This window comes from Ignavibacteria bacterium, from assembly GCA_041649015.1.
GTDB lineage: Bacteria > Bacteroidota > Ignavibacteria > Tepidaquicellales > Tepidaquicellaceae > CAIKZJ01.
This window is the reverse complement of record JBAZNU010000001.1, coordinates 203,611-219,058: the sequence shown is the minus strand read 5'-3', so window position 1 is coordinate 219,058 and position 15,448 is coordinate 203,611. Positions and strand designations below refer to the sequence as shown.

Below are 15,448 nucleotides of genomic sequence, written 5' to 3'. Positions count from 1 at the left end.
AAAACTGTCTCGATGTTATCTTTCCGAATATTATAAATTAATCTATATACCGTTTCAGTTTCTTTAGATTAATGTTATAATTAGTCGGACATCCTATAAATGTTTTATAAGAATCAGGATATTTATTCTTCAGTGCTTTGAACATAGGGAGTGAACAAATAGTATCACCCAGTTGTATGCTTTGCGGTCTTATAATTAGTATCTCAGTCAAAAGTATCTAATTTTATTAGTTAAATCAAAATTATTCAGGTTCATAATCTCTTTCGGAAAAACAGGTTTATTTATTTTACGTTCTCATTTACCCACTTAAGAAAGTTTTCATTGTTAACACTTCCATAAACATCAAACATGTACTCTATCAGCTCTTCCTGAATATCCTCTTCTGTTTTTCCTGATGTTCTTAGCAGCATTATATAATTGGAAAGTTCATCTTTAAGTATCCTTTCATCAGGGAACGATAAGTCAAAGGCGTTAATTAATAGGGGCTTATCCGGGTTTTTATTGCTGCAATAATACAACGAAACATTTTCTAATTTAGTCAGTTCTGCATCTTTTGATAATGGTTTAAATATGATTTCCTTGTTCAAGTAAACAACGTTATTGTTATTTTCAAGTTTTGTTTCAATTGGGGAATCATTGTAGATAAAACAAATCATAAAGTAATAGTCTTTCCCTGAGGGATACTTATCTTCATCTAAATAGAGTTCATAATTATCTATAACGCAAAATGAAGTTCCGAAGTCATCAATCAGGGGATTATCTGAACTTCTTGTATCGAGAGTTGAGAGATTTGCCGTGTTTTTTGATAATACTGTTGACACAGTACTTATGATTACCTCCTCAATTTCACTGGTTCTGTTTTTATTAGCTCTAAGTGTGTACTTCCCTTTTGAAGTACTGTGTACAATAGCTACAGCATCCGCTGTTTTGAAAATGACATTATCATTTCCGCATATCTGGTCGTCTTTCTGAAGAACCTGACCTGTACTCTCAAGTACAATAGTTCCTTTTATCTTCATTATTATGTAGCAATCCTGTCCCTTCAAAAGAATAGAAGAAACAAGAAAAACAAATATCAGTAATATTATTATTTTATTTTTCATAATTTAAAATATAATGATTCTATATGCCGGCTTCAAATTTTGCCTTTTGTTTGTTTCGTATTTTAATTAAAAGAGAATCAATAAAATTAAAGTATAATGCAATTATTAAAATATTTAAATGAATATTATACAATATGTAAATAATAACCGATGCAATAATCAGATAAGAAATATACTTAAAAAGTTTGACAAAAAATTTACCAATACGATTCTGTGAAAGCATTCTGATGTATTTTCGCTCAAGTATATTTTTGTCGGAAAAAACATCAAGTGAAATAAGAAAATAAGTTAAAAACAATATAGCCAGAAACAACGGTTTAATGAGATTTTCAGACTCTTTTAAAGTAAGAAAAACGTTTAACAGTATTATAGATCCCGGCATCGTACCAATTAAAGTCTGATGCATGTCTCTTTCCTGCAAATCACCTATTATTACTATCCTGTCTTTAATTGTTTTAGCAATTACAGAATCTGGAAGAGACATAAACTCTCCAAGGTTTACATAAGGATACGGCTCTGGGGACATGTCTTCTCGTATATCATAATATCTTACCTTGAAATCAATAATCACTGTATTGAATGCCGGTTTTCCGTTCATTAGACATATAATTCCCTTACCTGAAAAACTTGCATTATATAAATCCATATACATTTTAAGAGGAAGGCTCGGAAGTGAATCCAACTGAATCAGTGAGTATTTCAGGAAAGAACCTTCGATAATGTTGTAGTCTGAAAAGCCCTTATTGATTTTAAAAAGCGGCTCCTGAATTTCGCTATCTGAACTGATATGATAAGGTATTATAATATTCTTTAATTTCATAATATTTTCGTTCAGAGAAGAGTCATAAGGAGATGGGTCTTTAAAGAAAATATCACAGATTACGTATTTATGGTTTGAGTTATTATTTTTCATTATTTCAAACAGTCTCGAAAGCTTTTCCCTGTCAGTTATAACCTGATTTCCCACAGAGAATCCGTCATCATCAAGTCTGTCAATAAGCATGTTGTCATAGGATGTGTTTATAAAGAGAAGATCGTTCCTTGGTGGTTTATCATCTATTTTAAAGACCATTTTCTTTATTATTGAGCTCCAGCGTATAACAAACTTTTCATCTCCATATGTATAATTTTTCTGAAGTAACCAGAGTGTTACAGCAACAAGAAACAGAGCATGAAGAATACTTGCAACAATTAACCTGAATCGTCTCTTATTCTTAAAAATTTTCAGTACATTAAATCTTGACATTTTTAATAATTCGTTAAATGAAAAATTATTATATTAGTACAAAAGCTGCCCAGTAATAAGGTTCAATATACTTTAAACGCATACTTTTCTGAGCTTCTGCAAATGCTTCTTCCAATTGCATCTTCTTGTCAATCCAGTTGGAATAGAACAATTCCATTAATTCTGCTGTCTCTTTATCGGGTACTTTCCATAAGCTTACAATTATGTTCTTTGCACCGGCAATTTTAAATGACCGCTGGAGTCCAAATACCCCCTCATCTCCGCGCACATCTCCCAGTCCTGATTCACAGGCAGATAGTATCACCAGGTCTGTATTAAGAAGGTTCATACCGCTGACTTCATATGCAGTTAATATTCCGTCTTCTACACCTTCAATATTCTTTCCGTTTTTCCAAATATTGTTGGCTCCTGCAAGTACAATTCCTGACCTGAACATAGGATTTATATCATTTTTGAAAGCACTTCTTGAGTTATTTATGTTTTTTACAAGTTTCTCATCTTGCTGGAGTTTTTGCGGACCGGGAAAAAAGAAACCATGTGTTGCGAGATGAATAATTGAAGGTGAATTACTACCGCTCAAAGACCTGAATGCTTCTTCGTTACCGTCTCCTCCCGCAAACATCGAGACATCATAATTATTTTTTCGAAGTAAATCATATATTTTTTCGGCTTCTGCCACCGTGCCCTTTAGATATTTCCAACCCCTGCCTCTGTCTTCAGAGTTTCCGATGATTTCATTTATGCTCACTTTATTCTCAGCTTCATCTTGCTGAATATTTCTAAACCTATTTGCATTGTCTGACATTTCTGAAGGGTCTAAATCGTATTTTATCCCTCCAAAAATACTTGCTTTGTTATTACCCTGTCCGGTTTTTCTGTTTTTTGCGAGTGTTATTATATCTTTGAGATTACCCGTGTATCTGATATCATACTTATCGATTAAATAGGTGTTATCATCGGTTGCAAGGGCGTGAAACGATACTCTGTTAAGTATACCGGACGTTGATATATAGACAATTTTACTGTTTTCGAGATATCCCTCAAGTGGTTTCCAGATCAATTCATAAAGACCTTTACAGGCAACAGCATTTTTGATATAAATATCGTTTTCGTCTTCAGTAATTATATATTTATCAATATCTTGTTTGTTGCAAAGTTTTATTATTATCGGGGTTTGAAAATCTTTTTTAATGATAATTGCACAGTATACAGTATCGTTTGTATTACTGTCGAAGTATTCGAAATTAAGAAAATCTATTGCAGCTTCATCTGAATTGAGTGAGTTTCTGACATCTTCCCAGTTTACGTTGTAGGTTTCTTTCTCTGATTTAAAGTACTCAGATAAATTGCTGAGATTTCTTTCAAGTTGTTCTGCTTTTTCTTCAAGTATTTTAATATTTAAATCTGCTTTTTGCTGTTCTTCTATTGTTTTTGTATATGCTTTTGACAGCTCCGTTCTGACTTCAATAAGTTCACTGTATATTGATGCAATAGAAGGATCGTCTGTTGAAAACACTCTTTTCCTTACACCGTTAGTTGAATAAAGTACCAGGCCTTTTGTCATCAGTCTGAAATTTGTAATATCTTTCAGCATATCATCATTATCTTTTATTCTCTCTAATGCGCACGAATAATAAAGGCTGGCGTTTTGGAGATAATAATCCATCATTCTGAGTTTATCATTTTCAGATAGATAGTAAAATGAGTTGTTTATATCTTTAATGTCAATCGATAAGCATTCGAGGATATAAGGTTCTGCTTTATCCATTAGTTTCATCTTGAAGAATATTTGTGCGGACCACAAAAGATAAAACCTATAATCTGGATGCTCTTTTCCTTTCGTTCTCTCTGTTGACTGTAAGAGGTCATTAAGAAGCGGAGGCATTTTATAAAATTGGTTTTGCTCTTCATAAAGGTTACTCAGCTCGCTCAAAATTTGAGCAAATAAAGAGTAATCATAATCCGAGATTTTCTTTATTACATCCAGAGCCTGAATATATGTTTTTTCTGCTTTATCAAACTGGTTAAAATCAAAGTACATTGATGCCATGCGATAAAGTGCCTCAGCGTAATTGTTATGCCTGTCTCCAAAGACCTGTTTTCTTATCTCAACGGCCTGAATAAATGTCCTTTCAGATTTATTGTAATTATCCATGTAGGAATAAAGCTGTGCAAGGTTTAACATAATAGTTGCATACACAGAATTCGTTATTCCTGTATTATTTTTTATTATTTCAAGTGATTGAAGATAGTATTTTTCTGCAGTCTCATACTCTCCGTATATCCAGTATAACCGGCCTCTTTTATCGAGTGCAATTGCATACTGGCTGCTTTTACTGCCGTAATCTTTCTCTGCTTTGGACAAAGCTTTTTCAGAATATTCAACTGCCTGTTCGTATGATGCTGCATCGAAGTAATTATCTATTTTGTCAAATAATGAGTCAAGTGTCTGTGAATGTACAGGGAGAGTTGAAAATGAAATTATTGAAAGAAATATTATAGTAAAAAATACATGTTTCATACTTAATATTATTATGAACTAAAATATATAATTATTGTATATCAAAATATACAATAAAATATCACGGAAGTAATTAATTCTAACAATAATGAATAAAGCCCCGCTTAAACGAGGTGTTTATTTAACATTATCGCTTACCCATTTAAGAAAACTATCCTTGTTTACATTACCGTAAGCATTATACATATACACAATAAGATCATCCTGAATTTGTCCATCTGACCTGCCGGAAGTCTTAAGTAGTACTTTAAAATTTGAAAGCTCATTCGCAAGTGCTTTTTCATCAGGAAGCGATAAATCAAATGCGTCCACTATTTTCAGATTATCTGAGTCCTGACCACTGTAATAATACAATGCAACATCCTCTATCAGGTTAATTTCTCCATTATTTGCTATTTTTTCTGATATATCTTGTTTGTTCAGATAGACAATATTATTGTTATTATTTAACCTTATTTCCTGAAGAATATTATTGTATTTAAAACGAATCAAGAAATAATTATCATCATTGACGGGAAACACATTATCATCAATAGTATACTCAAATTTGTCAATTACACAATAAACAACATCAAACACATCTCTAACAGGTAAATCGAGGCTCTTTGTCTCGAGGTTGGCTGTTTTTTTTGATAATGCGGAAGAGACAGCACTGGTAATAACACCTTCAAGCTCACCCACTTTGCTTTTATTAGCTTTTAACGTGTACCTGCCTTTTGCAGAACTGTGTACTAATGCAGCAGCATCCGGTGTCTTGAATATGACCTTATCGTCTCCGCATATCTGGTCATCTTTCTGCAGTACTTGTCCTGTGCTTTCAAGCACTATTGTACCTTTAATTTTCATAATAATATAACAGTCCTGTGCTTTTAACAGATAGGGCGTCATAAGTAAAATGAAAAATAATAATAATATTAATTTTAATTTCATTATTATACTATAAAATTTAAAATATCTTATTCGGATTATTCAACTCCGTACCTTATTACACTTTATTATGATATTTAACTAAACTCTTACCTTTACAACAATCTTTGTCACATCTTCGGAATTAGTGTCATTAATTATACCAGGCTTATGTAAATCTTCGGGGAAGAGTATTGCAAACATACCCTTGCTGAAAGTTATGTAAGAGCATTCGCCCCCATAAAGTTCGTAATCGTTTTTTTCATCATAGTCCTTATGTATTTTCTGTGAATTCAAAGGCGCATATCCTATCTTTTCGGTACCGCTTACTATATACTGAATATCAATGTACTTTTTGTGAGCTTCAAGATAAGACTCTTCCTTGTTTTTCGTTTTGTAAACACTTTTTATTACATAAATATTTTCACCATCAATTTCAGACATGCAGTCAGGAAGTGAATCAATGTCCGTTGATTTGATAAAAGTAATAGCCTTTTTTATTCTTTCATTTTTAAATTCATATATGCCTGAATTGCTTAGTTTATCGATTATCATTAGATAATAAGTTTAAAATTATATTGCTGTGTTGATAAAGATTAACCTGACATCCAATATGCTGTCAACTATTTATTAATAATTATTAAGGTGTTTTCTTGGCAACTCTGGTAATAATATCTATCAGTGGCTGAAATGCATCCGGTTTTATGGCATCATAACCCTTGAATGGATTATCAAGTACATATATAAGGTATAAAACAAGTACATTGACAAACACTAAAAAAGCAGTCATTACATTATTTTGCCACGCCACTTTTACGCTAAAGAGAAAAGTAAATGCAATAATAATAACTGCTGAAATTATCAAAACTAGCCATAATATGTCGGGCATATTCTGTTTGCTGCTTAAAATACGGTGCCTTCTGTATTCTCTGATTTCTTTCATATTGTCAAGTGACTGAGAAAGAACCTCAGTATTTGCCACTTCACTGGATTTTATGCTAAGAAATATTCTGTTCAGTTTTATGAACAATCTTTGTGCTTCTGGGTCGCTTTTTCCCTCAGCCAGGCTGACCCATTCATCCTGAGTGACCTCTTTTGTGTAATCCCGGATTGTTGATTGAATCTCCTTTTTGATAGAGTCTGGATAAGCATTTGAATCATAATACAGATTCAGAAGGTTATTCGCTTCACCCTCGATTTTTGCATTTGTGTTTTCAAGATCTGTCCATATAACAAAAACAACAAAAGCAATTAATACAGCATATACAACGCAAACTGCGTTATATATGAATCCGCTTACAGTATGATTTTCCAGAAGTATGTCTTGCTGGAGTTTCCGGATAACGAGTTTTTCGGTTACGATAAATATTACAATGAAAATAACCGAAAGAATGGCAATAGAAGCTATAAACGGTAAATCAAGAAATATTTTCATAATAATGTATTGTTTGATAAAAACTAATCAAAAATATTTAATAATAAAACGTTAAAAATTTGTTCCCTGTTTTAAAGAAATATAAATTATATCTTCTTCATTCTATCGTTAAATTACAATTTAATGAAGTTAATGATAATAAATTAATTTATTAACATTTAAAATAATTAGTAAAGGAAATTATGTATGCAATTACTCGAAGCACTAAACTGGCGTTATGCAGTTAAGAGAATGAACGGCTTTAAACTACCCGAAGAAAAGATAAACAGAATTTTGGAAGCTGTAAGACTATCACCTTCTGCATACGGATTACAGCCATATAATATCTATATGATTGAAAGCGAAGATCTTAAAAAGAGAATAAGGTTAGCCGCATTTGACCAGCCGCAGGTTACAGAATGCTCCCATTTATTAGTTTTTGCAGCTTGGGATAATGTGACAGAAATACATGTTCAGGATTATCTGAGTTTCGTCGCCGCAGAAAGGAACTTGACTATTGATAAACTTGAAAAACTTAAGCACCATATAATGAAGTTTGTAAACAGTCGGACCGCAAAAGAAAAACATGAGTGGGCAGTAAGACAAACATATTTAACGCTTGGAACGGCAATTACTGCCGCAGCACTTGAAGGCGTTGATTCGATACCGATAGAAGGTTTCTCTCCTGATGAAGTTGATAAAATTCTAAACCTTAAAGATAGAGGGCTTAAAAGTGCTGCCCTTTTTGCACTCGGCTATCGTGATGAAGAAAACGATTTTCTTGCAAAGGCTAAGAAAGTACGCAGACCTATACAGAAACTTATTATTATGACTTAAAAAGTTGGAGAACATCTAAAAAATAACCAAACAGCCCCAATAAAAATAAAAGAGTTGATAATAATACATCTTTATTACTTTATTTTAAACCGTTAAATTAATATATTTGTAACTCTTTAATTTAGGACAGGTAGTCCCGATATATCGGGAGTAGAGCAATCCCGAGTTCTCGGGAAAAAGCCGCAAAGTTGTTGTTAAAAAATATATAGGACAGGTAGCTCAGTAGGTAGAGCAACGGCCTGAAAAGCCGTGTGTCGCCGGTTCGATTCCGGCCCTGTCCACTCATCTTTGGTACACTAAGTATCACTTTTCTGAGGCAGTTAAGTTCATATCTGAAAAATCTCATAATCCTTAACATTTTACAACTGTGTATAAAAGTGTGTATATGCAGAGGGAATTCGTGTTGATTTTATCGGATAACAAGAAATTAAAGAAATGTCCCAAACAAATTTTGAATAAGGATTTTCAAGGATTAACGACACACGCCATTGGTAACGAGTAATTCTGAAAAGTCCCGATACATCGGGATTCGATTCCGGCCCTGTCCACAATAATTATAAGTATGTACTTTACATACATTCCATTATAACATTTATTTTGAAAAACCGAACATCATTTATTTGAAATGGAAGTCTTTTGGTTTTATTTCCGGAACAATATATCTTTTCCAATATCGCGTGAAAGATGTATATTCGAAAATACGGTTAACTATTTTTATGCGCAGCATCTGTGAAAAGATAAAATATCCCGCAACCATAAATATAAACACTGCTATCCAGTTTATCACGCGTACAATAATATCCTGCAATATGCCGGAAGATTTCAGATCGAGTATATTAACCGCCGCTGCAGTAACCGGAATAAGTGAAAATAAATAAATCATAGTAATAACGAATGAATGAGCAGTCTGTATAGACTTTTTGGGGCAGATTCCTATGCACCTCATGCAGCTTTCGCATGTGTATTTCCAGTACGGTCTGTTATTTATTAGCCTGATTGATTGTGTTGGACAGTTATCAACGCAAATTCTACAGTCATTACAATCAGCAGATGCAAAAAAAGATTTTGCTAATATATACCTTCCGCAGAAATAATAACCGACTGTTATAGGTACAACAAATATATCAAGAGGCATATAAACAAAAAATTTATAACTAAACGCTCTGCCTTTTTCTAAAAGTCTTTCCGCAAACCTGAAGATTTGTTCTCTTCTTCTTTTAATGATATCCTTTACGGCAGAATCTGTAAGGCCGGGATGAATAGAAATCCAGTTAGACGGCATATCAAACGGTAGCGAACCCCTGATTTTATAACCCTTCAAGAAAAGAATCAGCATCGGAAGAAGCTGTGCCAGTCCGCTTATACCCGGAAAATATACATTTCTGAATTTCAGTCCACCCCTTGTGTTGATAAGAACAATGGATGATTTACCCCGCGGAAATTTAACAATAAAATTAAGCATTAGCGGAGCTGGATTAAAACCGTGTGTTGGATAGCAAAAAGCAATCAGTGTTTTGTCTTTCAATTCCGGGGGAATGATTTTATCAAACCTGTCAATGGAATGAAGATGAATTACCATATTGTACTTTTCGGCTGCTTCGGAAATCCATTCCGAAGCTCTCAGTGCATTCCCGGTTCCCGAAAAATAATACACAACCAGCGAGTCGAAAACTGACGTCTTAGCAATATTTTTCATGTATAATAATTATACTCCTTACAATGGATATATATAAAATATCGCTTTCCCCAAATTTATACAACGTATTTATCGTTTCGTTAGAATACTGTGATTCAATGAATTAATCATTGAAAATTAACCGGTACTTTAACTTCAAAAATCCTGTTTTCTGATTTTGTACATTAACTAACTCGTTCTAATCAGTAAACTTTCTCCCGGTACGTTTGAGTTTGACTTGAATGCTTCTGCCTTCTCAAGCGGGATTTACTTCTGCCGGTTATCGGTGATAACGTTTTGTATGACATTAAGAAAATGACTTTAACAAAATAAGGACATATCCCATTATTTAATCACGGCCATCTTGTAAACCCTTCCGAGTTTCAAAGAATTGCTTACTGTATTATCCGTAACTTCCATCCTGTAAAAATATATCCCAGATGAAAGGTTCTTTGCCGATATGCTCGTTTCATAATAACCCGCCGATATCTGTCCGTTCACAGGCACTGCAATCTCTTTCCCGAGCATATCATAAATGGTAATTTTTACGTATGAACTTCTCGGAATACTATACCGTATAATCGTGCTGCCGTTAAATGGATTTGGAAAATTCTGCGATATCCCGAAATCATCAGGTATTGGTTTTACGCTTCCGCAGTTCTTCTCAACGTCTTGTGCCATGCCCGACTTGAAAAACACTATATTAGAATATGCAAGAGACTTAAGCTTTGTTACTGAGTTCTTATTCGTTATTCCTTTAGCAAGTAATTGTGAAAAGTACACATTCTGCGTATCACCCGGCATAATTCTCAAATTATCCGCTCCCGTTCCTAAAAGAAATTTATCGTCATATCCGGGTAGCAGAATAATAGCCCCCGTGTCAACCCCGCCGCAATTAAAGATAAATCCTTTTGCAGGCGTCCATCCCGCATTCGTTTCAGGGTCTCCCGAAAACGCAAACTTTGTCTTTTTGTATGGTGTGTATGTTGGGTCAAGAAACGACGTACCGTCTGTCTTGTATCCTTTCATGTAGTTGTACGCACTTCGCGGCTCTCCGTTTGCTTCTCCTTGACAAAGATATTGCATTCTGCTGAAAGTAAACGCTGTCATTCCAATCGTATCCCCGGTAACTTTATTATAAGGTCCCTGTAAAAGCTGAACGCCGTAAGCCCCGCAAACAAAAGTAGAATCATTATTCCAGCTGTAACCAAGATTTAAAAGTGTGTCGCATCCGGGAATATCTCTATAACTTGCAAAATCTGGCAGAGGAGAATCAGGATCGGCAAATATTCCGAAGTACGTACTGTCCCATGTATTTTTGCTTTTGTTTACAATCTGATATCTCATGTATTGTACATCAGGTAAATAAATCTCATAAGCCCATACTGTCAAGCGTACTTCTGTACCGAATATCGGATTTTTAATTCCGCCGCCAAAACCTTCACCTGGACTTCTTTGTGACAAATCCCCGTCTGCATATACTATAAATAAAGTCTGGCTCGCTTCTGGTACACCGGGCTTGTCAATACCGTCGTCATAAATGCAGTTATTGTTTATGTCTTCAAAGGGAGCGCCGAACGGAATCATTTTATACCAGTTTGCATAGTCAGGATTATTCCATGAATTATCAGTCCTGTTAACTTTATAAAGTTTCATATCCGTATTTGTATTGTACAATGAATCAATAAAATAACCCGGAGCATATTCTCCCTTGTAAGATCCTGCTAACTGTGCGAGTTTGCCGTTTATTATTGCCGACATATTGAACCCCGCCGTAAAGCAGTAACTCTTCATAGAATCCGCCGCCCAGAATAAACCGGCAGTGTTTCCGTTTGTTGTGTTTTGATTGAATATCCCCGTGTTCTGAAAGTAATTAAATATATTATTTCCTGTAAAGTAAACTCTTTGAAGTGCAACAACGTCCGTGAAAGACTGTGAATAAGAAACTGCAGAAATGAAATTCAGAATTATTGCTATAGCTGTAGTTAGAATTAACTTCTTCATAATTCTTATAAATTAAAGTGAGCTAAAATATTCTTCTGCATTCTAATAACTAATCCCGAAACATACAACATAAATATTTTTGTATATAGATCTCCTCTTATCCGCTCTTCCATTCTGTCGCTGCCCCCTATTCTGTCACCCCCGAGTGCTCTTATCGGGGATCTCATCATGATAACATCAGTCCCTCCTCTCTCAATTTAAATCCAATCCCATTCTGTCGTCCCATGGTGTTCTTACAGGGGATCTCATCAAGGGGTTTTTACTTTTTTCGCACTTTCACTTCTTATCTCTTACTTCTTACTGCTCACAGTTCTTCCGTCCGCTGTCGGCTGCCCGCTGCCCGCTGCCCGCTATACGCTGTACTTTGTACACTGTCTCCCCCCATCCTGTCATCCCCGAGTGCTCTTATCGGGGATCTTATCATGATAATTTATCATCGTCAAGTGCATGTTTTTTGCTTGCCTCATCAATCACGGCAGAAAACTATCAACTATCACCCGACAACCATCAACTACATGCTCCCTTCATTATTAATCACAAAATTTTTCGAAATTGTGCCACGAAAATTCTCATTTTAAAAATATTTTTCGCCTTAAAAAAATCTTTTTCTTAAAATAAATCCATGTATTTCCTGTCTCTTATAATCCGTACAAAAAAATCGACCAAAAGTTGCCGTGTCCAGATTTTAGTTTTTGTTGTGATTAATAATGAAAGGAGTATGTAAAATATGCTTATAAAATTTCTCTGTTATTTTTTAAGTTTCAAATCCCTGAAAATGCTCAAAAATCGCACTTTCATTTTTTCTTAATCTTTCGGTTATCTTGTACTCAGATTGGTCTCAAATTGGTCTCTGAAAAACCCCTGATCACTGATTACAGATTACTGATAACAGCTCTAAATTATCCGTTTTGTCTTCGTAGCAGTCTCTTTTGAATTAAATCTTATAACTTATTTTTATATTTTCATTGTTATGAAACTTATTCTTAACGACAATAACGACCCGACCGTCAACCTTGCACTCGAAGAATACTGTGTAAGAAATCTCGACGTGGAAAATGAAATATACATGCTTTTCTACATAAATGAACCGTCCATAATCATCGGCAAGCACCAGAATACAATCGAAGAAATAAATAAAAAGTATGTTGATGATAAAGGAATAAAAATTGTAAGAAGAATTTCAGGTGGCGGTGCTGTTTACCACGATTTCGGTAACCTGAACTTTAGTTTCATTACAAAATATTCTCCCGAATTCTTTCATAACTTTGAAAAGTTTACTAAACCCGTTGTCGAGACTCTCCGTGAAATGGGTGTGGATGCAGAGCTCGGCGGCCGCAATGACATCGTTGCCGGCGGAAAAAAGATTTCCGGCAATGCCCAGTTTACAAACCTGAAGTCAATGTTCTCTCACGGTACATTGCTGTTCAATTCAAACCTTGATGATGTTGTTCAGGCTTTGAATGTTAAAGCAGATAAGATTGAAAGCAAAGGTATTAAATCCATTCGCAGCCGCGTGGCAAACATTTCTGAGTTTCTTGATGAAAGCATGACAATAAATGAGTTTAAAGAAAGGATAACAAACTCTATATTTAAAGAATATGAATCGCTGCCTTTATACATATTAACTGAAAAAGAGTGGGAACATGTTCATAAATTGTCTGAACAGAGGTACAAAACATGGGAATGGAATTTCGGACGTTCTCCCGAATTCAACATTCAAAAAGTTAATAGATTCGATTTTGGACAGATTGATGTACGCATTTTCGTTAAAGACGGCGAGATTCAGAATATAAAGTTTTACGGCGATTTCCTCGGGTACGGCGATTCAGAAGACATTGAAAATAAACTGGCTGGCATTCTCTTCAAAGATGAAGATGTTGAATCAGCACTGAAAAATATGGACCTTAAATATTATTTCGGCAATATTGAATTAAAAGATTTTGTTAAATTTATTTGTGATTAAAAATGAGACCTGAAAGCAGAAACTTCCTCGAAAAATACTTAAACATTGCATCTCCTACCGGTTTTGAATTTCCCGGTCAGAAGGTTTGGCTCGACTATATAAAGCCATATATAGATGCTTACATCAGCGATACTTACGGCACGATAGTCGGAGTTATTAATCCCAAAGCTGAATATAAGGTCGTTATAGAAGCCCATGCCGACGAGATATCCTGGTTCGTAAGTTATATAACTGACGACGGTTATATATATCTCAAACGCAACGGCGGTTCTGACTACATGATTGCTCCTTCGAAACGCGTGAACATACACACAAAGAAAGGAATCGTTAAAGCGGTATTCGGCTGGCCTGCTATTCATGTTAGAAACCTGCAGAAGGAAGAGGCACCTACTTTAAAGAATATATTCCTTGACTGCGGCTGCACTACGAAGAAAGAAGTTGAGAAACTCGGCATTCACGTAGGATGCGTAGCAACGTTTGAAGATGAACTAATGATGCTGAACAATAAGTATTTTGTCGGACGTGCTCTTGACAATAAAATGGGCGGTTTCGTAATCGCCGAGGTTGCAAGAACAATCAGGCAGAACAAGAAGAAACTCCCATTCGGACTCTATATCGTAAACTCTGTTCAGGAAGAAATCGGTCTGCGCGGTGCCGAAATGATTTCAAGAAGAATAAATCCGAATGTTGCAATCGTAACCGACGTTACCCACGATACCCATGCACCTATGTACGATAAAAAGTCCCAGGGTGACACTAAGTCAGACTGCGGTCCTGTTCTTACGTATGGTCCCGCTGTTCATAACAACGTTTTGAACATGCTCATTGATGTTGCAACAAAGAAGAAAATTAAATTCCAGCGCGATACCGTCTCACGTTCAACAGGAACTGACACAGACGCATTCGCATACTCAGGCATGGGCGTTGCTTCGGCATTGATATCAATTCCTTTAAAGTACATGCACACTACAGTCGAGATGGTTCATAAAAATGATATAGAAAACACAATTAAGCTGATGTATGAATTCCTGCTTCAGCTGAAAGCAGGAACCGATTTTCGCTATATTAAGTAAAATCTTTTTCCTTATACACAGTGATAAAATGCAGTGTTATTTTCACTGCTAACAGTGATAGAAAATGAAATACTTAGACAAAGAAAACTGGAAACGAAAAAAGCATTTTGAATTCTTTAAGAATTTCGAAATACCTTATTTTAATATCTGTACAAACCTGAACATTACGAGTACTTTCAGGTTCTCTCAGAAGAATAAGTATTCACTTTTTAGAACCGTTCTTTATGCAGTTATGCGTTCCTGCAACGAGATAGAAGAATTCAGGTACAGAATACAGGGGGATAAAATAGTAATACATGATATCGTTCATCCGGGAGTTGCTATGATTTCTGATCAGGATGTTTATACAAACTTCATAATTCCGTATAAACAGAAATTCGGCGACTTTCTCAATGAATACCGGAAAACGTCAGACGAAGCAAAGGGAAAAATCATCGTCGGTGAAGACCAGGAAGGCAAAGACGACCTTATTTTTATTTCTTCTTTGCCGTGGGTTTCATTCACAAGTGTTACAAACCCTATGAGAATAGGCTATAAAGATTCAGTTCCCCGTATTATATTCGGCAAGAATTTTAAGCAGGACGGAAAAATTATGATGCCGTTCTCCGTGCAGGTAAATCACTGTCTCATGGACGGAATACATGTTTCTAAGTATTATTTTAAGCTCTCTGAAATACTCGCAAATCCCGATAAATATTATACTTAA

The 15,448-nt window shown here is 35.0% G+C and carries 14 protein-coding genes and 1 tRNA gene; 5 read left to right on the top strand and 10 right to left on the bottom strand.

The annotated features are described in order from the left end of the window. Positions 1 to 37: 37 nt before the first annotated feature. From WC644_00835 to WC644_00805, 7 genes are all read right to left on the bottom strand, one after another. Positions 38 to 211, bottom strand: coding sequence for a hypothetical protein (locus WC644_00835; protein ID MFA5010473.1), 174 nt, complete (start codon positions 209 to 211; stop codon positions 38 to 40). A gap of 70 nt (positions 212 to 281) precedes the next feature. After that, positions 282 to 1,103 (bottom strand): hypothetical protein, encoded by an 822-nt coding sequence (locus WC644_00830; protein MFA5010472.1) that lies wholly within the window; start codon positions 1,101 to 1,103, stop codon positions 282 to 284. A gap of 19 nt (positions 1,104 to 1,122) precedes the next feature. Beyond that, positions 1,123 to 2,349, bottom strand: a complete 1,227-nt coding sequence (locus tag WC644_00825; GenBank protein ID MFA5010471.1) for a CHASE2 domain-containing protein — start codon at positions 2,347 to 2,349, stop codon at positions 1,123 to 1,125. 28 nt (positions 2,350 to 2,377) lie between these two features. Continuing rightward, positions 2,378 to 4,870, bottom strand: coding sequence for a CHAT domain-containing tetratricopeptide repeat protein (locus tag WC644_00820; GenBank protein ID MFA5010470.1), 2,493 nt, complete (start codon positions 4,868 to 4,870; stop codon positions 2,378 to 2,380). Positions 4,871 to 4,987: 117 nt separating this feature from the next. Further along, on the bottom strand, positions 4,988 to 5,716 hold the full coding sequence (locus tag WC644_00815; protein ID MFA5010469.1) for a hypothetical protein: 729 nt from the start codon (positions 5,714 to 5,716) through the stop codon (positions 4,988 to 4,990). 162 nt (positions 5,717 to 5,878) lie between these two features. Next, positions 5,879 to 6,331: a YhcH/YjgK/YiaL family protein gene (locus tag WC644_00810; GenBank protein MFA5010468.1), complete on the bottom strand. Its 453-nt coding sequence runs from the start codon at positions 6,329 to 6,331 to the stop codon at positions 5,879 to 5,881. A gap of 85 nt (positions 6,332 to 6,416) precedes the next feature. After that, on the bottom strand, positions 6,417 to 7,211 hold the full coding sequence (locus WC644_00805) for a DUF4239 domain-containing protein (protein MFA5010467.1): 795 nt from the start codon (positions 7,209 to 7,211) through the stop codon (positions 6,417 to 6,419). A 186-nt stretch (positions 7,212 to 7,397) separates the two neighbouring features. Here WC644_00805 and WC644_00800 point away from each other — a divergent pair, with 186 nt between their 5' ends. Both WC644_00800 and WC644_00795 read left to right on the top strand, forming a co-directional pair. Next, complete coding sequence (locus WC644_00800; protein ID MFA5010466.1) at positions 7,398 to 8,027, top strand: NAD(P)H-dependent oxidoreductase; 630 nt, start codon at positions 7,398 to 7,400, stop codon at positions 8,025 to 8,027. Between the two features lie 208 nt (positions 8,028 to 8,235). Continuing rightward, positions 8,236 to 8,308, top strand: a tRNA-Phe gene (locus tag WC644_00795). A 335-nt stretch (positions 8,309 to 8,643) separates the two neighbouring features. On the opposite strand, the gene WC644_00790 is transcribed toward WC644_00795, so the two are convergent. The 3 genes from WC644_00790 to WC644_00780 all read right to left on the bottom strand — a co-directional run bounded on the left by WC644_00790 (position 8,644) and on the right by WC644_00780 (position 11,876). Then, positions 8,644 to 9,723, bottom strand: coding sequence for an EFR1 family ferrodoxin (locus WC644_00790; protein MFA5010465.1), 1,080 nt, complete (start codon positions 9,721 to 9,723; stop codon positions 8,644 to 8,646). Positions 9,724 to 10,047: 324 nt separating this feature from the next. Continuing rightward, a complete protein-coding gene (locus WC644_00785; protein MFA5010464.1) occupies positions 10,048 to 11,706 on the bottom strand; it encodes a T9SS type A sorting domain-containing protein in 1,659 nt (552 codons plus the stop codon). A gap of 5 nt (positions 11,707 to 11,711) precedes the next feature. Further along, positions 11,712 to 11,876 carry a hypothetical protein gene (locus WC644_00780; protein MFA5010463.1) on the bottom strand — a complete coding sequence of 55 codons (165 nt, stop codon included), beginning with the start codon at positions 11,874 to 11,876 and terminating at the stop codon, positions 11,712 to 11,714. 800 nt (positions 11,877 to 12,676) lie between these two features. On the opposite strand from WC644_00780, the gene WC644_00775 reads away from it, so the two are divergent. The 3 genes from WC644_00775 (at position 12,677) to WC644_00765 (ending at position 15,448) form a co-directional block, all read left to right on the top strand. Further along, positions 12,677 to 13,669: a lipoate--protein ligase gene (locus tag WC644_00775; GenBank protein MFA5010462.1), complete on the top strand. Its 993-nt coding sequence runs from the start codon at positions 12,677 to 12,679 to the stop codon at positions 13,667 to 13,669. Between the two features lie 2 nt (positions 13,670 to 13,671). Then, positions 13,672 to 14,742: a M42 family metallopeptidase gene (locus WC644_00770; GenBank protein MFA5010461.1), complete on the top strand. Its 1,071-nt coding sequence runs from the start codon at positions 13,672 to 13,674 to the stop codon at positions 14,740 to 14,742. 64 nt (positions 14,743 to 14,806) lie between these two features. Then, positions 14,807 to 15,448, top strand: coding sequence for a chloramphenicol acetyltransferase (locus tag WC644_00765; protein MFA5010460.1), 642 nt, complete (start codon positions 14,807 to 14,809; stop codon positions 15,446 to 15,448).